This is a genomic window from Bacillus sp. JJ1533, from assembly GCF_036965045.1.
Taxonomy (GTDB): Bacteria; Bacillota; Bacilli; order Bacillales; family Bacillaceae_L; genus Ferdinandcohnia.
In genome coordinates, this window is sequence record NZ_JBALOV010000025.1 from 157,086 (window position 1) to 179,432 (window position 22,347).

The 22,347-nt window shown below is 34.3% G+C and carries 18 protein-coding genes, 1 pseudogene and 2 riboswitches; all 19 genes and pseudogenes read right to left on the reverse strand.

The genetic code is table 11. The annotated features are described in order from the left end of the window. Positions 1-4: 4 nt before the first annotated feature. Positions 5-823: a 6-carboxytetrahydropterin synthase gene (locus tag V7138_RS12740; protein WP_335397864.1), complete on the reverse strand. Its 819-nt coding sequence runs from the start codon at positions 821-823 to the stop codon at positions 5-7. 15 nt (positions 824-838) lie between these two features. Continuing rightward, on the reverse strand, positions 839-1,408 hold the full coding sequence (gene folE, locus V7138_RS12745) for a GTP cyclohydrolase I FolE (RefSeq protein WP_335397866.1): 570 nt from the start codon (positions 1,406-1,408) through the stop codon (positions 839-841). A 131-nt stretch (positions 1,409-1,539) separates the two neighbouring features. Continuing rightward, on the reverse strand, positions 1,540-3,141 hold the full coding sequence (locus V7138_RS12750) for a methyl-accepting chemotaxis protein (protein WP_335397868.1): 1,602 nt from the start codon (positions 3,139-3,141) through the stop codon (positions 1,540-1,542). 15 nt (positions 3,142-3,156) lie between these two features. Continuing rightward, positions 3,157-4,596: a class I adenylate-forming enzyme family protein gene (locus V7138_RS12755; RefSeq protein WP_335397870.1), complete on the reverse strand. Its 1,440-nt coding sequence runs from the start codon at positions 4,594-4,596 to the stop codon at positions 3,157-3,159. Beyond that, on the reverse strand, positions 4,593-4,832 hold the full coding sequence (locus tag V7138_RS12760) for a phosphopantetheine-binding protein (protein ID WP_335397872.1): 240 nt from the start codon (positions 4,830-4,832) through the stop codon (positions 4,593-4,595). The genes V7138_RS12755 and V7138_RS12760 overlap by 4 nt, the downstream gene beginning before the upstream one ends. After that, a complete protein-coding gene (locus tag V7138_RS12765) occupies positions 4,822-5,916 on the reverse strand; it encodes an alpha/beta hydrolase (protein ID WP_335397874.1) in 1,095 nt (364 codons plus the stop codon). The genes V7138_RS12760 and V7138_RS12765 overlap by 11 nt, the downstream gene beginning before the upstream one ends. 135 nt (positions 5,917-6,051) lie before the next feature. Further along, positions 6,052-7,503, reverse strand: coding sequence for a class I adenylate-forming enzyme family protein (locus tag V7138_RS12770; RefSeq protein ID WP_335397876.1), 1,452 nt, complete (start codon positions 7,501-7,503; stop codon positions 6,052-6,054). Next, on the reverse strand, positions 7,500-7,736 hold the full coding sequence (locus V7138_RS12775; RefSeq protein ID WP_335397878.1) for a phosphopantetheine-binding protein: 237 nt from the start codon (positions 7,734-7,736) through the stop codon (positions 7,500-7,502). The genes V7138_RS12770 and V7138_RS12775 overlap by 4 nt, the downstream gene beginning before the upstream one ends. 153 nt (positions 7,737-7,889) lie before the next feature. Further along, positions 7,890-7,975, reverse strand: a riboswitch (cyclic di-GMP riboswitch). 370 nt (positions 7,976-8,345) lie between these two features. Continuing rightward, complete coding sequence (locus tag V7138_RS12780; protein ID WP_335397879.1) at positions 8,346-13,169, reverse strand: OmpL47-type beta-barrel domain-containing protein; 4,824 nt, start codon at positions 13,167-13,169, stop codon at positions 8,346-8,348. 93 nt (positions 13,170-13,262) lie between these two features. Continuing rightward, positions 13,263-13,348: riboswitch (cyclic di-GMP riboswitch) on the reverse strand. A 149-nt stretch (positions 13,349-13,497) separates the two neighbouring features. Further along, positions 13,498-13,848, reverse strand: coding sequence for a flagellar protein FliT (locus V7138_RS12785; RefSeq protein ID WP_335397881.1), 351 nt, complete (start codon positions 13,846-13,848; stop codon positions 13,498-13,500). Then, positions 13,848-14,246 (reverse strand): flagellar export chaperone FliS, encoded by a 399-nt coding sequence (gene fliS, locus V7138_RS12790; RefSeq protein ID WP_335397883.1) that lies wholly within the window; start codon positions 14,244-14,246, stop codon positions 13,848-13,850. Before fliS ends, V7138_RS12785 begins: the two co-directional genes overlap by 1 nt. A gap of 46 nt (positions 14,247-14,292) precedes the next feature. Next, complete coding sequence (flaG, locus tag V7138_RS12795) at positions 14,293-14,649, reverse strand: flagellar protein FlaG (RefSeq protein WP_335397885.1); 357 nt, start codon at positions 14,647-14,649, stop codon at positions 14,293-14,295. 165 nt (positions 14,650-14,814) lie between these two features. Then, complete coding sequence (fliD, locus tag V7138_RS12800; protein ID WP_335397887.1) at positions 14,815-16,368, reverse strand: flagellar filament capping protein FliD; 1,554 nt, start codon at positions 16,366-16,368, stop codon at positions 14,815-14,817. Between the two features lie 1,339 nt (positions 16,369-17,707). After that, positions 17,708-17,933 (reverse strand): annotated as a pseudogene (locus V7138_RS25305) (JAB domain-containing protein). Positions 17,934-18,716: 783 nt separating this feature from the next. Continuing rightward, a complete protein-coding gene (fliB, locus tag V7138_RS12815; RefSeq protein WP_335397893.1) occupies positions 18,717-19,949 on the reverse strand; it encodes a flagellin lysine-N-methylase in 1,233 nt (410 codons plus the stop codon). A 126-nt stretch (positions 19,950-20,075) separates the two neighbouring features. Further along, positions 20,076-20,894: a flagellin gene (locus tag V7138_RS12820; RefSeq protein ID WP_335398079.1), complete on the reverse strand. Its 819-nt coding sequence runs from the start codon at positions 20,892-20,894 to the stop codon at positions 20,076-20,078. Between the two features lie 184 nt (positions 20,895-21,078). Then, positions 21,079-21,303: a carbon storage regulator CsrA gene (csrA, locus tag V7138_RS12825; protein ID WP_335397895.1), complete on the reverse strand. Its 225-nt coding sequence runs from the start codon at positions 21,301-21,303 to the stop codon at positions 21,079-21,081. Between the two features lie 12 nt (positions 21,304-21,315). Further along, positions 21,316-21,753 carry a flagellar assembly protein FliW gene (fliW, locus tag V7138_RS12830; RefSeq protein ID WP_335397897.1) on the reverse strand — a complete coding sequence of 146 codons (438 nt, stop codon included), beginning with the start codon at positions 21,751-21,753 and terminating at the stop codon, positions 21,316-21,318. A gap of 22 nt (positions 21,754-21,775) precedes the next feature. After that, positions 21,776-22,345, reverse strand: coding sequence for a DUF6470 family protein (locus V7138_RS12835; protein ID WP_335397899.1), 570 nt, complete (start codon positions 22,343-22,345; stop codon positions 21,776-21,778). Positions 22,346-22,347 lie beyond the last annotated feature (2 nt).

The following is a 22,347-nucleotide window of genomic DNA, read 5'->3' on the forward strand; positions in this document are numbered from 1 at the left end:
ATTTTTACTCCATTTCCGGACCATAATATTCAAAATAGTTTTTCTCTGTTTCATATAACCCAATTTTATAAAGATTCTTTAGCTTCGGATCTAAAAGATCCCAAACGACCACTGCTACATTTTCGGAAGTTGGGTTTAATTCCTTAAATTCCTCTGTATCTAAATTCAAATGCTTATGATCAAATTTCTTCATTATTTCCTGTTCAACGATTTCATCTATTTCTGAAAGATTTGCAATCATCCCGGTAATTGGGTCTGGCTTTCCGCTTACTGTTACCTCCAGGTAGTAGTTATGACCGTGCCCATATGGATTATTGCATTTCCCAAAGATTTCAAGGTTTTCTTCGTGACTCAACTGATTACTATGCAAACGGTGTGCAGTTGAAAAGTGGTATTTTCTAGTTAATCGAACCATTTCTTGGTCCTCCTTTTCCGCAAATAAAAAATCATTTTCCTTCAAACGAATTTTGTGAAGCTGACAATTGTCAATTTTCCCATCAAGTGAATTCCATATATACGAAACAATATTTTCGGTAGTTGGCAAATGACTAGTAAAATACGGATGCTCTTTATTCAGAAATTTTCCATCTATTTCACTATAAATAAAGGATTTTACAACTTTATCAATATCCGTAATATTTACTACGATCCCTGATTCTTTGTCTAATTGCCCTTTCACCATCACTTCTAACGTATAATCGTGTCCATGTCCGTGTGGATTACTACAAAGTCCAAAAACTTTTTGATTCTCTTCCTCACTCCACTCTTCAATCCGATAATAATGAGCTGCTGAAAAGTACATTTTTCGTGAAAGATAAAGCATGTTGCAAACCTCCTATCAATCTCGTAAAAGAGCTCTTTCGAATTCTTCAACTAGACCTTTATTCTCTTTAAATATTCCCTTTTTAACTGTAGTAACAGTAGAGCTACCTGGTTTCTTAATTCCTCTTGCACACATACAAAGATGCTGCCCCTCGACACTTACAATTACACCTTCTGGCTGCAATACGTTCATAACTGCACTTGCAATTTGCTGGGTCATTCGTTCCTGTACCTGCGGACGCTTTGCAACAAGCTCAACAAGTCTTGCAAACTTACTTAATCCAACTACTCTGCCATTTGGAATATAGCCAATATGTGCCTTCCCGAAGAAAGGAATAAGATGGTGTTCACAGAAAGTGTAATAGGTAATGTCCTTTACTATAACGATTCCATCATAGTTTTCCTCAAATGTTGTGGTAAGTGCTGTTTCAGGGTCAACTCCTACACCTTCAAATACTTCCCCAAACATTTTCGCGACTCGCTTTGGTGTATCTAGTAAACCCTCTCTTGATGGATCCTCGCCTATTATTTCTAAAATAGAGCGGATATGATCCTCCATTAGACTTTTTTTAAGTTCAACTGACATGCTTGATTTCCCCTTTGATGAAATTTTTAATTATAAACTCTTGTGGAAGGTTCAAAAAAAACACCTTCAAAAACAAAACTTTTGCACTAATACTTTTTACCTACTAATTGCGCGTGCAATTCGTATATTTATTAAAGTTTAAACTTGTACATATTCTCGAATAATGTTTTAGAGATATTAGATAATTCAATTGATTGTGCTTGTAATGATTTAAACAAATCAGATAGCGTAATTGTCATATCTGTAGTAGAAGATGTATTATTATTAGAAATTTCACGAACTGCATGTATTCTAGACTTGATATCCTTGAACTCTTCTTTATTGGTCAATGAATCTATTTTTTCTTCAAGAGCATCTAAGAAATCTATAATTTCATAATTGTCTTCTCTAGCCCTAGAAGTTAAATCAACAGATAGCGCATACGCCTTTTCAACAGACTCATCAGCCGCTGTCTTTAACTCTAAAGATAAATTTTGTACTTTTTTAGCTTCTTTAGTTGTATCTTTTAAAACCTTATTTAAGGTACTTGTCATTCGATTCGTACTGTTAGAAAGGTCTGCTAACTCACCTTTTCCTTTAATTGTTGACTTAGTAGAAAAATCTCCTGACTCAAGAGTTTTGATTTGAGTTATAATCACTTGAATATCTTTGTATATTCTTCCGAAGAATCTAGTAGATAGAATAAATAATGCCAGTAACGATATTAAGCTAAAAATTATCAGTAATGTTGCCATACTTTTTAAAGGTTGACTTAAATGGTCATAATCTAAACCAACGTAAATTGCTTTTCCATCAGAAGTAGGAATAAACACTTTATAATAAGTATTACCTCCTAATTCTTCTTTGTATGAAACTTGTTTAGGCGTTTTGACTAAATTTACAAGTGTAGCTACATCCTTTTCAGTTTTAGACTCGAACGTCCCATAGTTAACTGCCTTCCAATCTGATATTTCAATTTCCAGTAGTGAAGGGTCTGCATACACTTGTGGGGTTAGAACCGCAAGTTCTAAAACATTTTTATTTGAATTTAGAACTGTCTTAATCCACATATCTGGTCCAACTTCTTGAGTAAAGTTATAAACCTCGTTTGCTTCAATATAAGGATTGATGATATAATCTTTCCCTTCAGGTTTGTAGTATCCATATTTGAAGAAAGTAGGCTTTTCAGTGTTAGAACCCGATGGCGCAATAGGAAGTATCATTGTATTTTCTTCTTTATATGCTCCAAAGAAATCAGGAAGTTCTTCCTCATAATATAAAGCATGAAGGATTTGATATACAGGTGATTCTTCACCTAAGTACTCTTTAAAGCTAAACCCTATATCTGTTGGGGTTGTAGACTTTACTCCCATTACACCTTGATCACCTTGTTCTGTAAGTAGGGTTATACCTGCAATACCAAATTCATCTATTAGATCCACTAACTCTTCGTTAGTAATTTCTTCTAAAGGCTTATCCCCAAGTCTGTCATCGATACGTTCTGCAATTAGCTTTAATTTTAGGTCTAACTGAAGTTCAATGGCTTTTGTTGCCATCTGAGTTTCAATCATTCCTTGTTCTATACTTTTACTTACTTTTTGGGCCTCTACTGCTACATCAGACTCAATTTTCTTACTAAGGTACGTATATTGAAATGCACCTGAGCAGACTAAAATGATTAAAAGAACGATTAACATTGTAGTAGTAAATTGTCTTTTTAAGGTACTTCTGACTTTCTTTATGGTTTCTGACATAATCTGTCCTCCATATTAAATTAGTGATTTTAGTTTGACTTTATCAATCTTATTAGATATTAAAGGCATTTCATCTATAAATATTACTTTATCAGGAATTTTATAAGCTGAAATTCGACCTGAACAATAAGAACGAATATCTTTAGTTGTTACCCCGTCAGCAACTACAAAAGCCACAATTTGCTCTCCATAAATATCATGAGGTACACCTACAACTGCGACATTTTTTATTCCTTCAATCTGTTGAAGAAAGGTTTCTATCTCATTCGATATTACCTGTCGACCAGCTTTTTTGATAACATCCTTCTTACGACCCACTATCTTGAAAGTTCTATCAGAAGGAAACTCTACTAAGTCTCCTGTTTTAAACCATCCATCTTCAAAGGCTTCTTGTGTAGTAACGGGATTATTGTAGTATTCCGTGAACATACTCCCTGTTTTTAACCACAATTCACCATCTACTACTTTATACTCAGCTTCATCGAATAAGGTTAACACGATCTCCTCATCGCCATTATCAGTAATTACCCCATCACCTATGGCTCCTGCTTCAGAGCTACCTAAAAGGGTTACGAATGTACAATCTTCTATTAGAGGGAAGGCTTTTAAAATACTAGGTGTTACTTTTTCTCCAATAAAACATACAAGTTCTAATTTCTTTAAGACTTCAGGTTTTAGTCGACTAGCAAAATTATAAAGTGATTTAAAGATTGAAGGTGTAGTCATCACTTTATTTGTATTTGTTTTTTCAATAGTTTCTATCATTTTTACTAGATCAAACTCACTTGCTACAACTAAGTTTGAACCTGCCTTTATTACTGATTTCATAGCTACAACTGCACTGAAAGTACTTATAGCTGCATATATAAACATATTATCTGTTGGTTTTAAATCCCAACATTTGAAAAGACAATCATAAGTAAAATCGAAAATACTGTTACCAAATACTATCCCTTTAGGTTGACCTGTACTTCCTGATGAGAAAGTTACAAACTCTCCTTTGGCAGAGGTATTACTCTTTTCGATACGACCATAATTAGTTTTATCCCACGTAGTACAATCATCAGAAGTGAAGATTGTAGTTTTTGTATCCCTTCCCTCTGCCCAGTCTTTTATGAGTGTCGAGAAGGAAAAACCTGATAACTCATTAATAGTGAAAATAATATGAGGGTCAAGAGAATTTAATACCCCTAATAAGTCATCTGTCCTCGACTGTAAGCTAACAGGTACTAGCGTTGCGTTTAGCTTGTTGACTGCAAAGAATAAAGGAATATACTCCTCTACTACATTTACTAATACTGCTACTGCTTTACCCTTTAAATCCTTATAGTCTAACAAAGCCTCATACCTAGCAATCTCAGTTTTTAATTCTCCTGCAGTAAGGCTTTTTGATAGAGATGATAAGGTTACATTCCCATCATCCAACCCTGTTAGTATATTTTCATAGAAATTCATTTAGATAACCCCTCACTTACTATGGAATAAAGACCGCCAACAGTAGCTGTTTTATCCGCGTTTTCTATAAAGTTACTAAAAGAAACTTGATAATGGTCAGCTAACATAGTTGTCAAATTTACCATTTGAAGGGAATCAACATCTAACTCATCCCTAATATTTGTTTCTTCAGATACTTCGACTTGTTCTTGCTCAAGCAAGTCGAACATTGTAGCTGTAAAATCATTAAATGTCATTGATATTTACTCCCTTGAACCATTCAGCGGAACGGTGTCTTATTTCGCCTAATTTATTATCACAACAGTGCGCCTCATTTTCGTATATTATGAAACGTTTTTCTTCATCAAAGTTGTTATACACTCGCTTTAATTCTTTACCATCTATTAAGAGGTCTTTCTCACCATGTACGATAACAATATTACTAATATCAGAAACACTATCTTCCTCAAATGTAGGTAAATACCCTGTATCAAAGTCTACTAGCATATTACTCATACGGTTTCGGAAATAATCAGGAAGTCTAATATTAGATGCATACCTAGTAGGTGGACTTACCGATACGATCTTATCTACTAGTGGATGTCTACTTGCTTCGATCGCCCAAGCACCACCTGAACTTGTTCCGAATAGATTGATAGAGAGATTAGGAAACTTTAAGTGAGCAAATTCCACTACCCCTTTAGTAAATTCCTTCCATGATTGGTAGTCAGCTTTATGACCATGAACCATTAAGGTTTCCCCTTGACCAGTCCCGTCAAAACTTATCACTACTAACCCCTCATTTACGAAGTCTTGTTCATACAGATAGAATTCTTCCTTTGTAGAGTCAGTCGGAGTGACAAGGATAACCACGCCTTGAGGTTCAGACTCTGGTAAGTGAATACGACCACCATAGTTTTTACCGTTAATTGTTAAGGTATGACGAAAGACTTCACCAGCAGATACTTCATCAGCAAGGTCGAACAAATCTAGACACTTTTTATACCAGTCGGCTCTTATACCGTGGGGTTCAGGGTACACCCACTGTGCAAGGTTTAGATAAATACCTGCTTTACGGTAGTTTTCTTCTGCCTTAGCAAAATCATTACTAGATTTGAAGGTGTCTGCTTTTTCTTTGTACTCTTGGGCTTTATTAGAAAGTTCTGTAACCCAACCTTTAGCAGTAATCATTTTTGATTTATGTGCTTTGACAAAGTCTTCATCAATACCATGTACATACCAACGACTCCAAAAACCATTATCCATCATACTTGCAAGAATGGTTTTTTTAATAATTGTATCGGTGGACATTTCCTGTAACTTAGTTTGTAACTTTTCCATTTTCTTCTCCCTTTTCAAAAATTAAAAATATCGTAGAATCACTTTATGGGTTTTTAACAGAGTCGGGATGCCAACTTCATTGTAACCCCTGGCCAAGTGACTTCTTTGTTGAATAACCTTTCATCTCTCGACACACTATTTTGCCTCCGCAATTAACGCTTTTAATTTTTGTTTATCTACTTTATTATTTTTTAAAGGTATTTCTTCTAAAAAAATGACCTTATCAGGAATTTTGTAGGATGATACTCGACTTGCACAATAAGAACGAATATTTTTTGAAGTCAAATTTTTTGCTGCTACAAATGCTACAATCTGCTCTCCATAGATATCATGCGATGCTCCAATGACCGTAACATTATTTACCCCTTCAATTTTTTGAATCACACTCTCTATTTCACTAGCAACTACGTGACGACCACCCTTTTTTATCACGTCTTTTTTTCTACCTACAATCTTAAAGGTTCCGTCATCACCAAACTCTACTAAATCTCCTGTTTTAAACCATCCGTTTTCAAATGCTTCATCCGTTAAAGATTTACTATTATAGTATTCAGTGAACAAACCTCCTGTTTTTAGGAGTAACTCACCATCAACTACTCTATGTTCGGCTTCATTGACTATTTTAAAGTCAATATCTTTAGCATCTTTATCCGTTATATAACCATCGGCAATTGAACCAGCTTCTGAACTACCTAAATGAGATAGGAACTTACAATTTTTCATGATTGGAAAATTACTTATATAGTTTGGTGATACCTTTTCGCCTACCACGCATACCAATTCCAATCTTTCTAAAACTTCTGGTTTTAAATTACTTGCAAAATTGTAAATGGCCTTGAAAATGGATGGTGTGGTTGAAATTTTATTACATTTCCATTTATCCAGTATTTTTACGATTTTTAACAAGTCAAAATCGTCTGAGTGAATAAAATTCGCCCCACTTTTTATGATTGTGTTAATTCCAGTTACTCCGAATAGAGAACTTGTAGGTGCAAAGAAAAAAATATTATCCGAGGGTTTTAACTCCCAACTACTGTGTAAACATTTGAAAGTATGTTCAAATACACTATCTTTGAAAACAATACCTTTAGGTGTTCCAGTACTTCCTGATGAAAATGTGATAAAATCCCCTCTATTATAAAGCGAAGATTCTTCTTCGCCACCTAAGGAAGTTGTGTGGAAACTTTTATAATCATCTGTTGATATAACGAGTGTTTTTGTTTTATTCCCTTCTGCCCATTCACTTATTACTTCAGAACAGTTAAAACCCTTAATCATGTTATCTGTGAAAACAATATGTGGGTATAGTGAATCTAATACCCCCACCAAATCATCTCTTTTGGACTGTGTGCTTAAAGGTATTACTGTTCCTTTGAGATTACGAATTGCATAGAATAAAGAAATATTTTCTTTTACGGATTCAACTAATATTGCTACCTTTTTACCTTCTAAACTATCTATACCAAACATAGATTGATAAAAAGCAACCGATTCTTTAATATCTTTTACAGAGTATCCACGATCCAAGTTAGATAACGATAAATGATCGTTATCTAACCCTTCTATTACACTGGTATAAAAACTCACAGCTTTTCCTCCGTTACAATGGTGTATAATTCACCTACAATATCAATCTTGCTGCCGTTTTTAATAAACACACGAAACGGAATTTTGTAATGCTCCGCTAGACTTGTAGTTAAATTAACCATTTGAAGTGAATCTATGTTTAAATCATCTCTTAGACTAGATGTTTCAGTTACTTCTACTTCCTCTAAATCAAGTAAATCAAACATTACTGTAGTAAAATCCTTAAATGTCATGAATACTTATCCCCCTAAACCATTTCGCAGAACTGTGTTTAATTACAATAAAAAAAGCCCACCAAAAGGATATTGGCGGGCATGTTGAATAGGTAAATAGTCGTAGTTCAAAACAACTAGTTAACCTGCGCAACAAATTCTGTTCCAATCCTTTTCGGTAACCCGGCGATCATAGCTAATATAGCCTTAGACCCGTAGCTTTGCGTCCCTATCTTTCAATAGATTTGCCATTGTCGAAGGTATTCTCTTACTTAATATATCGGCATGTTATCTCGTATGTTGGAATGGTAAATAGTACCTGTGTGGTATGTAAATAAAATGACGAATAGAACCTATTTATTATTCCAATAAAAAAACAAATAGTACTTATGTAGTACAAATTAAAAAACAGCGTCTTTTATACTATCATTTTGACGAATTTTGTCAATTATTAATATCACCAGGTATTCCTATTTTTAAGGATTTAACTAGGAAGGTATTCCTATTTTCAGGGTGGAAGGGTACTGATTGGGAAGGAGAAACAGACGTAGTGTAAGATATTTAGTTATTCTTTTACATGAAAAAGGCATCCAAATGCAGCTAAGCTCCATATTGGATACCTCTCAAAAATTATTTAATTACTTTCATTTCAGTTTGGCCTTTTACTATGAAATTGCCTAGTTTTCCTTCGAAGTTCATCATCATTTGACCACGAACCCAGAAGAAGTCTTGTCGTTCGAACTTGAACTGACCTTTTTTCGCTTGTTGGTAATAGCCTTTTTTTGATGTTAGGGCCGAAACTCCATTAAGAGTTACTTCATCTAAATCAAAGTCTGTAGGGCTATACCCCATTGGTAACAAAACTTGAACGGTGAATACACCTTTGTTTCCATTCATAACCTTAGGCAATACTTCAACAGTTGCTGGAATATAAACAAGGATTGTTTTTGTAACCTTTGTTGTCCATCTGGCGTGATCTGTTGCTTCAATCTCAATTACATATTGACCTGGTTGGTCGAATGAAATATTTCCACCGTTTTGAACAATTTGACCATTCACAGTCATTTGTTCATGTGCAACTCCAGATAGATTATCAGTTGCAGTATAAGCTAATTTTAAATCTGTTCCCAACGCATACTCGTCTGCTAGGTCTAGGTTAATGGTTGGTGCAGTTTTGTCGATTTTGACCTGTACGGTTTGAACTTCTTCAACATTTCCTGCTAAGTCAACACTGTAGAAAGAAACTTCAGTTATTCCTTCTTCACTTACTATTAGGCTTGTACCCTCTACAAACTCAGAGCCGTTTATAGAATAGAATGTATGAGCTACTCCGCTTAAGTTGTCGGTTACTGATAACTCAACCTGGACTTCTTCGTTAGACCATACCTCTTCAACATTTGATGTTGTTTCTGGTGCTGTTTTGTCCACTTTAACTTGTACTGTTTGGACATCTTCAACGTTACCTGCAACATCTACACTGTAGAAAGATACTTCGGTTACACCTTCTTCACTTACTATTAAGCTTGTACCCTCTACAAACTCAGATCCATTAACAGAATAGAATGTTTGAGCTACGCCACTTAAGTTGTCAGTTACTGATAACTCAACTTGTACGTCTTTTTTAGACCATACATTTTCAACATTAGAAGTTGTACCAGGAGCTGTTTTGTCCACTTTAACTTCCACAGTTTGGATATCTTCTTTATTCCCCGCTTCGTCAATACTATAGAAATAAATATTATTCACTGCTTCTTCTTTGACAATGAAGCCTGATCCTTCTACAAAAATAAGACCATCATATGAATAGAACGTTTTAGCAACACCACTTAAGTTATCGGAAGCTGTTAGTTCTACTAAGAAGTCCTTATTGTTCCAAGCATCTTCTACATTTGATAATGTTGTTGGTTTTGTTTTGTCAATCTTTACTTCAGCTGTTTTTATTTTTTCCGTATTACCGACTTTATCAACAGAGTAATAATCAACCTTGTGGGTCCCTTCCTCTTGGATCGTGAATGAAGTTCCCTCAACGAATACTCCATTATCTAGAGAATAGAATGTTTTTTCAACCCCTACTTCATTATCAGTAGCCGCTAGACGGACATCAACACTCTCATTCACCCAATCAGTCGGTGCATCGATTGATGTAACAGGCGCTTCTTCATCGATAATCAATTTAGCAAGTACAACATTTGAAGGAGCTGACTCTCCAAATGAATTACTAACAGAAGTAACAATATATTCATGGTTTGCATATGAAAGATTATTGATTGTATAAGATAGATTATTAACCTTTTCAGCTATTAAAACTTTCTCTCCATCAATAATTTCATAGATGTTATATCCATTTGCATAGGTTACGAAATCCCAGCTAATTCTTGCACTTGTATCGCTTAATAGTTTCAAGGTTGCGACAGGTGGTTGCATAACTGGATAGATGATATTTTCTGTAATCTGGTTTGAAGGAACGGCTTCACCGAAAGTAGTATGATAAGCAATTACTTCAAAGGAATGGCTATCTTCGGTTAAATTATAAACTTTAGTGCTTGTTGCTGTTCCATCATAAACTTGCTTTCGACTATCGGCGGTTATTTGATACACTTTATATCGATTTGCCCAATCAGCCTTTGTCCATTTTAACGTAATATTGTTTACGTCATTAATTACTCCCTCTAGCTGGGCCGGCTGTACCTCAGGCCAGATTAATGTTAGCTCAATTGAACTACTCTCAGGAGACTCATCAAAACGGTCACTATAAGAATGGACGACATAGTTGTAATCACCTTCAGGCATATTACTGAATGTCATTGATGTACCTGTAGTTTTACGTTGGAATACCTTTTCTCCATCGATCATTTGATACACATTGTATTCTTTTGCAAACTCTACCTTATCCCATTTAAGGATGATGTTATTTCCGTTTGAAATACTGTTTGTCACATTTTCAGGTGCCTGCATGATAGGATGAACCAAAGTAAGCGAAATCGCACTACTTTTTGGAGATTCTCCAAAGCGGTCACTGTATGAATACACCTCGTATTCGTAGTTGCCTTCAGGTTGATTTGTAAATGTATTACTCGTTCCTGTTACTGTTTTTAGTAATACTTTTTCACCATCTATAATTTGATAGATATTGTAAGACTTAGCGTAATCTGATGAAGTCCACTTTAATTGAATGTCATTACCGTTCAATATATTTGTTGTTAAGTTTTCAGGGGCTTGCATAATTGGAAATACTACTTCTAAAGAAACAGTGCTACCCTCTACTGATTCCCCAAAACGTTTACTTACAGAATGGACAACATAGGAATGTTTTCCCTCAGTTACATTGCTTATTGTATATATATTCGAAGTAATATTTTTCACTAATTCCTTTTGGTCACCTATTACCTCATAGACATTGTAAGAATCAGCATAATCAGCCTTTTCCCATGAAAGTTTAATATCATTTCCATTAACAATAGCAGGGTTAAGATTTGCTGGGTTCTCCATTTCTGGATGGACCAAGTTTACAAATATTTCAGCCCCAAACTTCGATTCACCGTGAATTGTAGAGTTTGAATGAACGACTAAATGGTAGTCTCCTTCAGGTTGGTTCGTAATAGGTATTAAACTTGACGTTACATTTCTTACGAGAACTTTCTCTCCATCGATAACCTGATAAACATTGTAATTTGTCGCAAATTCTGCACCCGTCCATGAAAGATATATATCATTTCCATTTCTGATATCATACTTTAGATTTGTTGGTGCTTTAATTGTAAGTCCCTCAACAGTAACACTTACTTGAGTACCTGTCTCAGATTCACCAAATTTTGAAGATAGTGAGTAAATCTCATAAGTGTATTCCCCAGCAGACATATTTGAGAAAGTTCTATTTGTACTAGTAGTTGTTGCCTTCAGAACCTTTTCTCCGTTTTCAATCTGATAAATCTTATAGGATGTTGCATATTCAACAGCTTCCCATTCTAGACTAAAAGATGTCTCACTCTTAATTGTCTTCGTAACATTTGTTGGTGCAGCCATTTCGGGGTGAACAACTGAAATTGTTGTTTCAGTTCCCTCCACTGATTCACCGAACCTTGATGAATAAGAATGGACTACATATTTATAGTTTCCTTCTGCCATATTTCCAATAGTAGTCGTAGTAGACGTACTTGATAATGTTCTTACTCTTACTTTAGATCCATCATCTTTTACTTGATAAACATAATAATTGTTGGTATTAGAAGTTGGTTCCCATTCCAATACAACATCATTACCATTTTTTACATAAGACGTTACTTTGCTCGGTGCCTGCATTTCAACGTGATCAATCGTCAATGAAACACTCGCACTCTCTTGTGATTCTCCAAATCTATCATTGTAGGAATGGATTACAAATTCATACTTACCTGCTTCCGCCTTAGAATAGGTGATGGACGTATTTGTAACCGTACTTTTTAATACTTTTTCACCATCGATGATTTGATAGATTTTATATTCTTTTGCATTTGGGGCACTATCCCAAGTTAGCTTTATATCATTTAGGTTTAATAATTGATATGAAAAATTTGCTGGTGCAGCCATGGTAATTTCATCTAAAACAACTGTTAGACCGTCTCCACCACTGGATTCTCCAAAGCGGTCACTAAATGATTGAACTTCATACTTATAACTTCCTGGTGCAACATTTGATAGTTTAATAGACGTATTAGTTGTTGTTCCAACAAGCTCTTTACCATTTTCGGTAATTTCATATAATCTATATTCTGTTGAATAAGGAACGGATGTCCAACTGAAAGTAACATCATTCCCATTTGTAATAGAGTATTTGAAATTACTTGGTGTTACCATCGTTGGATGAACCACCTCAGCAAGGATAGGTGCTGAAGAAGGAGATTCTCCATATAATACGTTATCCGCAGAAACAGCATATTGATAGGTTCCTTCTGCTGCATTCGTAATTGTGTAATTATTCTTCGTTGGAGAGTCTAGTAACGTAAACTCGCCACTTTCAGAAACCCGATAGAGTTTATAGACTTCCGCATATTTAACTGCATCCCATGTTAAAACAACATTGTTTCCATTCGAAATTTTATAAGAAAGATTTGCTGGCGCAGCCATCTCTGGGTATGTGACAGTAAAACTAATTGGTGCACTAGGTCCAGACTCACCATCTGAGTTTAAGGTTGAAATGACAAATGTATAGGTTCCTTCTGGAAGATCCTTCATTAGATAGCTATTAGAAGTCACCTTTTGTTTTAAAATGAGTTGCCCTTCAGTAATTTCATAAATATTGTATCCTGTTGCGCCATACACAGAATTCCAACTGAGTTTAATATCATCTGGAGTTACCTCCTGATACGAAATATCACTTGGTGGCAGCATACTACCATTAGCGAGTGCATTGCCGAATGGAAAGAATAATTGAACAACCATTAGAAGCAATGCAAGAATAGTGACGTTTCTCTTCAAGATTTTCTTCATCCTTTAGTCCTACCTTTCTAAAAAAAGCCAAAAGAAAAAGAACCTCATACAAGGTTCATAGGTAAATAGACTATGATTCCTTGTGGCAACCGGCTACCATCCACTGATTGTGGGTCAGGCCCTTGGCTTTGCGTCCTACGATTTCCCATAGTTTGCCTTTTTCACTTTGGTTTTTTATTATTCATTAACTATTATCATACTATTTTACCAGCGAATTGAAAAGGTCTATTTTACTAGTTATAGTCAATTTATCCTTATTTAACAGAAAAATCTAGCAAAACAAACCGAGTAGCAGATACACTACTCGGAACCATCTCTATTTTCTTTTATCAAAAAACATTCCATCTGCCGGTCCAGCTTGATAAGGGTTAGCATATTTTTTTGAAGTAGCTTTACTTTTTTTCAATTGGGCTAAATCCGTTTGGATCTCGAGTTTGATTTCCGCTAGTTTAGCATCAATGATTTTGTTGATAAGGACAATTTCAGCACCTAACTTCTTTTCTTCATCAGTGTAGGGAGGAGCAATTTCTTTTATAGCTCTGTCCCTCAAGTCTAAAAAAGAAGTGATTCTTTCAATAAAACTATCACGATTCTCTTTCGGAATCGGTTGCTCTAATAACTCTAGTAATTCTTTTGTTATACCGTTTAGTGACAAAAGTGCGTTCACTATACTTGTCCACCTTGATATTGTTTTTGACGGTTCACTTGAATAACTTGTTTCCATGTATCTCTAAATTCTGTCACATATCCCTCTGCTTCTTCTAATATTTGAAGGTCATTATTTATGTTAGCTTCGATTAGGAGTGATTTAATATAGTCATACATTACAATCATTTGCTTTGAAATCTCATTTTCCATATTTAATGTAACCATAAGTTCCTGGATAATATTTTGCGCCTTAATCAAATTAGTATTTTTTTCACTAATATCGTTTTCTTGAATTGCAACTCGGGCCGTTGTTATAAATTTAAGACAACCGTTATAGAGCATTAATGTTAACTCACCTGGCGATGCAGTTGAAAATGAATTCTTTTGATAGGTTTGATATGGATTATTCACAGCCATTTTTCATCTACTCCTTCTTTACTATTAAAAAACTAGAAAATCAATTTTAAGCTTTATTATCAAAAAAGAGCCCCAAATAATTTGTCATTGACGCATAGATATCCAGCAATTTCTTTGATGGTATCTCACGGACAACTTCATTTGAATTTGTATCAATAATCTTTACGTAGTATTTTTGTAATTCTTCATGTAATTCAAACTTTAATGCAGTAGTTGTTGGAGATAAAAAATCATTCATCACATCCACCACATCTTCAAGCTTTTCCTTTGAAACTAGTATATTTTCCTCTACATGTTTATCTTCTTTTGGTTGTATGTGATCAATAATCAATTCATTATTTCTACTTGAAATATCAGCGTTCTTAAAAACAGAAGAATCAAAGGAAATATCTTTAATTACCATACTAGTCTTCTCCTTTCGACTGAACAAACCAAATCTATTGCTAATATCGGCAATAATTCATTTACATTTAGTAGAAATTTATAACCAAATGCTTAGATGAGTTTTTGTTATAGCTCTAAATGAAAAAACAAAGTGAAGGGTTCAAATCCCCCACTTCGCTATTTTTTACATCCCTCCACCGAATTGCTGCATAAGCCAACCGCTTTGAGAGTTAGCTCTTTGCATAGCCAATTCCATCGCTTGAAACTGTTTCCAGTAACGATCTTCAACTCGAGCTAAACGATCCTCTTCTCTGGATATCCCGCCTTCTATATTTTTCAGCTCTTTAGCCATCATACTATTTACGTCAATAGATAGATTAGGAGAACCTGCCTTTGAACTTAGTTCAGAAATTCCAAAATTTAATCGTTCGTATAATCTGATACCTAAGCCACTTTCATTATGTTTTTGGACATTGGTTACAGTCGTACCAGTTTCTGTACTTCTTGAAGTAAAAAGCTTTATGATACTATCCATATTATTTTCTAAAGCTGCATTTAGCTTTTTTTCATCGATTTCTAACTTGCCATTTTCTCGCCAATTTTTACTAGTTGTAATGCCAATATCAAATAAAGATTGAAATCCCGCATCCCCCGTCCCAACAGCAGTCCCTAAACTAGATCTTAAATCTGTGAGAAGCCTAGAAACAGTATGGTCCCCATTTAACATTCCGCTTTGAGCTTTTTCTTCCCAAAGCTCAATTTCCCGATCTGTCATTTCATTTTTTTGTTCCTCTGTTAGAGGAGGAAAATCCCTGTAGCGTTTCTCTGATATCTTTCCATTAAGCTCCTCAACCAGTTCATTGTACTTATCCACAAAATTTTTAATGCTGTCAAAAACAACTGATGTATCTTTTTTTGTTCCAACAGACACCGGTTGATCGGGTGTGATATTTGCCTTCAAATCGAATTTAATTCCATCAAAAGTAAAGCTGTTCCCTGTTGGATTAATTGTCAATCCATTTATGACAACTTTCGCAGCAACGGCATCGGCACCTTTAGCTGTGGATACACCATTTGAAGAAAAGCTATCTGTACTTTCATTTATTGTCCCATTTATGAGCCCTATCTTATTTGCAGTTATAGCTGTATCACCATTTACTGTTAAATTAGTGATAGAGATCTCAGATGCTGCTGCTTTATTCGTACTAGTTAGAATTAATGAATTTCCATCTTTAAAGTAAGAGGCTGTAACAACACCTGCTCCAGCATCATTTATTTTAGTAATGGTAGATGCTATTGTGTCTGCAGCTCCAATGCTAACATCAATTCCATTAAGTTTAAAAGAAATCTCTTCATCTAGGGCTACCCCCTCTGCAATATTTAATTTAAAACTAACAGTAGCACCTCTAGCCTCTGTAGCCATAGTTGCTTCACTTATGGTGTAAGTTGAAGAAGATGGTAATCCTGTAACTGTGGCTCCCAATTTTTCAGGTTGTGTCACTGTCGTAGTCTGTTTATTAAAGGGGGTTTGAAGTCTTAGATGCTCAGTTGCAGATCGAAAGCTTACAAGCTTACTATTAATTTCTCGATAAGCATCTGTTTTCCATATATTCATTGTTTTCGCTTGCTGTAATTTAATTAACCTATGCTTTTGAGCATTAACTAACTCCTTTACCATACTTTCTGTGTCTAAGCCTGAGGCTAAACCTGAAAATCTAATCGTGGTACTATTTAACATACCTTTTCCCTCCTTACCTAAATACATCAAAAATCTTTCGTGGTTATAGGTAACATCCATATTATTTTTTTATACTTAGTTTATATATCGGATAAACCTTTCAAAAATTGAGAGGATTTAAGTAAATGAATAAAAAAAGCCTGATTGTAGTAAGCAAATTGCAACAACAAAAAGTCCATGTTGTTTACATGAAACATTGTGTGCATGGTATTAACTGAATATATAACCTTTAGCTTTGATAGTTTACTACTTGTTGTATAAGAATAGAACCAATAATACGAATAATTAAACCTTGATATTTTCCTTAATATGCATAAAAATAACTTCTTTCCACATGTTAACTTTTTCTTTATAAAATTTATCATTTCTTCTGATTGTATATTGGTTACACTTTTTCCATATAACATAAAAGGGACAGTTCTTTTGATCTCATGAGGGGAATATGATTCCTCTTAAAAAAATGTATGTCCATGATTAGAATTTAAAACAACTAGCACATCGTTATTTTTATAATGTAGATTATTATAATTATATATCTACCTAAATGCATCTAACTTTTTTATTTCACTTTGATACTTTTCTATTTTTCCATTATCAAAACCTAGGTCCACGGATTTAATATTATTATCGATCTGACCATTATTTTTTTTTGAACTATAGTATGAATTTGAGAAAATAAGGTATTTTGTATTCCATCTCCTACATGATGAAAATCTGTTAATGAAATCCTCAAAAAATTATTCTTTTCCTTAAATCCTTCCAAGTGCTCACTCGCCTTAGCTACAGCCTCTCCACAGCCGAAACCACCCATACCATTTTGATAAACAATTCTATTGAAACTATAATAACCATAAGTTGGATTATTTATCCAATTATTACAAATTTGAATTTATTATTTAGAAGAGTTTAATTAAAGGTATTGATGAATACTTAAACGAAATAGATCAAGCAATCCTGAAGACTCATGGTACATACCAATAAGCTGAACTTGAACTAAAGCTTTAAGAATGTATTTTACATAAAATAGGTATGTCCCTGTAATGAATAATGATCTTTACGCTTATCATATTAAGGCATGTTTGTTACGATCATGAGTGTCATTAATAGACCATTCCATGCTGCTTTGAATTTGTACTACCTACCTTCTTTAAAGTCTTGCATATTTTATCCTTCATACTGATTGCAGAATTTTTCTAGCACATCTCGAACACTACGATCTGTAATCCCTACGACTACAGCCCTCCTTTACAGATGTCCTATTTCTTTGAGTGAAACAAACTTGTCCTCGCAGATGATCAAATGATCAATCAGTTTATGCCTAGTATCTTACCAGCCTCAGCTAAACGCTTGTGACCTCCACATCTTCTCTTGATTCAGATGGAATTTGGTTCGGATGATTGTGCTCTACAATGATCCAAGCAGAATTAGCTAGAATGGCAACTTTCATCACCTCCCTTGGATACGAGACTTGAATTCAATGTTCCTACACTAACCGTATGAATGGCAGTTGGTTGGTTCTTCGTATCTAATGTTATAAGCATGATCTGTTCACGATTAGAATCCACTAAAAATGGCTTAAGTAGCTGGTATGCATCCTCTGGTGACTTACTCTTACGATATTTGTGCAACAAACTTTACTCCCAAACCATCTTTAGACTAACAATGTTCACTCACTTTAGTGGCTCCTGCTTCTTCTCCTTTACTACATCAATCAATGGAAACTGTAACTGTATTCCGTAATCATACCTTCTCACCTAAACATTCCTCCTAAAATAAAATAGCCCCTACTCCCACAATTGAAGTAGAGGCTTAGGTCGCTTGTTTCTCGAACATCTTGCACTCATAAAACAAACGTAAGTTCAATTTTATAATATATGTCTGAAGGTTGCTTTGTTACCGTGATGTAGTATGTATTGTTTCATTTTCTAAGGCTAGTAATCAAATGCATGTGCTTTCAGGGCACAGTTCACCTTTCCCGATTTGTCCCTGTCAGTATCTCTGAATTGTTTTATACTTCTGAACAGATTTCTTCTATTATGACAAGTCTAGATTTTTTTGATATACGTACTAATCCTTATCATTACTTCTAGACGTCACATTGTTTTGGGTTTACCTTATTAACAAGAGTTCTGTTAATTGGTAATGCTCCTTTATCTGCCTTCTAGGTGCTTCTAATTCTTCAACAGTCAAACTTCTAATTTCATCTGGTTTAAAAAACATTGCCATTCATAACTACTCCTTTACAAAATCTATGAAAAAAGACCCTAGCATAACTAGAGTCTTCCTAAGATAGATTTAAACAGATTATGTCTGCTAGTTAGCAAAAACTAACCTATTCCTTTATGATACTAATTATTAATTAATATAGACATATAGGTTAATGTCAATAAATCTTTTTCTTTCATCAATTTAAATATTTTTTCAAGGTATTCAGGATTGTGCTCAAAAGTTTTCGAAAGGGATTGGACAAGTTTGATAACTAACTCTGATGTTAATCCTTTATGATGATTTGCTATCCCAACTAAATGCACTTTTATTAATGCATATAATAGAATCATTCGTGAATAACTTTCAAATGGAGAACCACAATCTATCGGTAAACAATTTTTAAACACATAATTTACAAGATAATTTTCTAGCATATATCCTTTCTCTTGCATAAATGCTTCATAATACTTACTGTAGGCATATTGATATTGTTCTTGAGTTTGTTCATTTGTAGTACCTTCTTCAATCCTTAACCCAGATAACATGTCTCTTGAACATTCTAAATATCTTGTAGAAGCTACTCGTCCATTTAAACGCAATACTAAAAGTTCTTGACATAAACGTAAGTGTATATCCATTCTTTTAGAAATATTTTTAAAAGCGCCTTTAAATGTGTAATCTTCCACACTTTTTAGATATTGTCCCATGATGTCGGGAATATCATTTACCCTATTCTTATTTATACATTCCTGAAGCTCGTTATAAAATAATCCTAAAATTAGTAAACGCTCTTCGAGACTGTACTCCCTATTTTGTAAAACTGAAATCGTAATATATCGATATTCGTTAAAAAGGTCTGTCCAATGGGTGATTTCTTTATTACTGGTATTAACTAAACTTGAAAGAAGTCTAATTTCCATTTCTTTTTGACCTTGTTCAAATTTTATACCATCCTCATTAAACAATACCAATCTAGAAGCTTCAGGACAAGATAAGGTTAGACTTTGCTCAACTATTTCATTCACTTTGTTGTTAATTCTAGGATATACAGCACATGTATTACATAAATAATCCTCGCCTAGCTTCGTTTGAATATCACACCAGCCTTCTTCACTTAAAAAGGAACATTTACCCTTAATCATTTTCATTTTTGCAATATTATTCTTCGTAGGATTAGAACGGTTCCGACTAATATTTTTTTCTAATCTAGACTTTATATCAACTTGTTTAACTTTTTTATATTTTTTATATGTTTCTTCATCTATATTCACTCTCCAACCAGCACAACAAGTATCTTCACATGCTGATCCAATGCAAGAAAATCCTTTAACATATTCTGGAATTAGCATTTCAACTAATTTTGTATTAGACATAGTTGTTACTCCTTTAAGTTTAATCTTTCTAGATAGAAATCTATATCTTTAGGTGTCTATCTAGAAAGATTAATATTTTTAATAAAAGAAAAGGAATGAACTCCATTCCTTTTCTTTCTAAAATTATTAACGTAATAATTGTAATACAGCTTGTGGTTGTTGATTAGCTTGTGCAAGCATAGCTTGAGATGCTTGGTTAAGAATATTATTCTTAGTGAAATTCATCATTTCTTTAGCCATATCAACATCACGAATTCGGGATTCTGCAGCTTGTAGGTTTTCAGCAGCATTATCAAGGTTTTTAATAGTATGCTCTAAACGATTTTGATTTGCACCAAGAGATGAACGTATACCTGACACCGTTTTAATTGCTGTATCAACAAGACCAAGATCTGTAGTAGTTTGTCCTGATGTGCCATCTGGAGCCAGTGCACTAACGCCTAAAGTACCAGAATCCATTTTTGTAGCTATTGTTAGAGTAAGTTTTTGTCCTCCATTAGCTCCAATTTGGAAGTCGCTTGCAAAACCTCCATCTAATAATTTCTTTCCATTGAATTGTGTACGTTCAGCGATTCCATCTAGTTCCGCATTTAGCTCTGTAATCTCTGCTTTAATTGCATTAAGATCTTCAGTTTCAAGTGTACCACCATTACCTGCTTGAACAATTAGTTCTCTCTGACGCTGTAAGATAGCATGAGTTTCATTAAGTGCACCTTCTGCTGTTTGGATTAAAGAAATTGCATCTTGAGAGTTGCGACTCGCTTGGTCTAATCCACGAATTTGACCACGCATTTTTTCAGAGATTGAAAGCCCAGCAGCATCGTCACCAGCACGGTTAATACGAAGACCTGAAGATAATTTCTCCATTGATTTTGCAGCATTGTTTACATTCATGCCCATCTGACGGTGTGAGTTCATTGCATTTAAATTGTGATTGATAATCATTTTATTTTTCCTCCTTGAAAATGGGTTTGTCCACATCCATGTGGTTATTATTAAGCTAAAGTCGGCCGCCTTAAGCTTTGTTTGCCTTACATTAAATATATCGACATGATTTTTAGAAGTTTAATAGTTTCTAAAAGTTTTTTTGATTTTTTTCCAAAAAAACCTTAAGCATCGTGACTTAAGGTTAGAATTTTTGATTCTTTATTTGATCTAATAAGGTTGTAGAGATAGAAGCAGCTTCATTATTTGATTCTTGTATCGATAAATATACTTCTTTCCGATGTATGTCAACATGTTTTGGGGCATTGATTCCTAATTTTATTTGATCACCTTGAACAGAAAGAATCGTTATTTCTACTTCATCGCCTATCTGAATGGCTTCATTTACTTTTCTTGATAAAACAAGCATACTTCCACCTCCCTATTTAATTATTTTTTCAGCAAAGAGTTTATGCCTAGTTGTATATGGCGAATCATTCAAAATTACTTGTTTTCCAATCTTTTTGTTTCCATTAAGTATGATCGGACCTTGTAAATTTGCTGTCGATTCTCCAAAAGGTTCTTTTAATGTAACTATCGTATATACTTGTACATCTTGATCAGTATCTACCTTCAAAGTTTCTTTTTCTACTTTTGACAATAAAAATTCATAGTCATGTAAAAAAAGAAATGGATTCACAACTACAAAACCTACTTCATCAGTATGTATTGATTGTAAAATGAAGAAAGGTGATTCTTTGTTTATTGGCAACAATACGAATTGTTTTTCCTCTATAAATCCTGGAATACCATTAGGAAACTTTATAATGTCATTCTCTTTTATCTCAATTTCTCCATGGTACTTTGTTTGAATGACCATTTGTCACCATCCTCTTCCCTTATTATGCCTTAACATCAATATTTTCAAAATCAATTTTTAGTTCATTTCTTTGCCTCAAATAAATATCGACTTTACCCTGATAATAATCAACGATTGGCTTATTTACTTGAACATCAATAATAGGTTTATGAGGTGTTACCTTAATGTCCACTTTACGAGGGTCATAATGAATCTTCACACTACCAAAGGATGGAATATAGCCAATGTTAAATTCCTTCATGGGCTTTTGACCATTTTCTTTCGCTTGCCTTGCTAATGGATTTCCACCATTTTCAATTTCCATTAATTCATTTCCTTGTTGAGCTCTTCTTGCAATCCCGACGAGCAAATCCTCTTTTCCCTGCTGAGCTAATTCCTCAATACTCCGTAAGATATTCTTTAAGCCCATTTCGGCCCAAGCTTCTGTTTGGTCAATTGTTAATTTGGGAGTAGTTGTTTCCATCGTGATATCTGCCTTTGGCTGTTGAATCGATAATTCAGCCATTGGTTGCTTAGTTTCTGTTCTTGCATTGGCTGTTTCGATTCCAATTTGTGCTTGTTTACTTTCTAATCTTATTTGCGGAAGTCTCATGC

What these genes read in the sequence shown, in the direction of transcription:
- fliS (WP_335397883.1), bottom strand. Translation starts at nt 14,246, where the DNA reads ATGGCTGTGAATAATCCATATCAAACCTATCAAAAGAATTCATTTTCA.
- flaG (WP_335397885.1), bottom strand. Translation starts at nt 14,649, where the DNA reads ATGGTAATTAAAGATATTTCCTTTGATTCTTCTGTTTTTAAGAACGCT.
- V7138_RS12750 (WP_335397868.1), bottom strand. Translation starts at nt 3,141, where the DNA reads ATGTCAGAAACCATAAAGAAAGTCAGAAGTACCTTAAAAAGACAATTT.
- fliD (WP_335397887.1), bottom strand. Translation starts at nt 16,368, where the DNA reads ATGTTAAATAGTACCACGATTAGATTTTCAGGTTTAGCCTCAGGCTTA.
- V7138_RS12755 (WP_335397870.1), bottom strand. Translation starts at nt 4,596, where the DNA reads ATGAATTTCTATGAAAATATACTAACAGGGTTGGATGATGGGAATGTA.
- V7138_RS12760 (WP_335397872.1), bottom strand. Translation starts at nt 4,832, where the DNA reads ATGACATTTAATGATTTTACAGCTACAATGTTCGACTTGCTTGAGCAA.
- V7138_RS12775 (WP_335397878.1), bottom strand. Translation starts at nt 7,736, where the DNA reads ATGACATTTAAGGATTTTACTACAGTAATGTTTGATTTACTTGATTTA.
- fliB (WP_335397893.1), bottom strand. Translation starts at nt 19,949, where the DNA reads ATGTCTAATACAAAATTAGTTGAAATGCTAATTCCAGAATATGTTAAA.
- V7138_RS12835 (WP_335397899.1), bottom strand. Translation starts at nt 22,345, where the DNA reads ATGAGACTTCCGCAAATAAGATTAGAAAGTAAACAAGCACAAATTGGA.
- V7138_RS12740 (WP_335397864.1), bottom strand. Translation starts at nt 823, where the DNA reads ATGCTTTATCTTTCACGAAAAATGTACTTTTCAGCAGCTCATTATTAT.
- V7138_RS12765 (WP_335397874.1), bottom strand. Translation starts at nt 5,916, where the DNA reads ATGGAAAAGTTACAAACTAAGTTACAGGAAATGTCCACCGATACAATT.
- folE (WP_335397866.1), bottom strand. Translation starts at nt 1,408, where the DNA reads ATGTCAGTTGAACTTAAAAAAAGTCTAATGGAGGATCATATCCGCTCT.
- V7138_RS12820 (WP_335398079.1), bottom strand. Translation starts at nt 20,894, where the DNA reads ATGATTATCAATCACAATTTAAATGCAATGAACTCACACCGTCAGATG.
- csrA (WP_335397895.1), bottom strand. Translation starts at nt 21,303, where the DNA reads ATGCTTGTTTTATCAAGAAAAGTAAATGAAGCCATTCAGATAGGCGAT.
- fliW (WP_335397897.1), bottom strand. Translation starts at nt 21,753, where the DNA reads ATGGTCATTCAAACAAAGTACCATGGAGAAATTGAGATAAAAGAGAAT.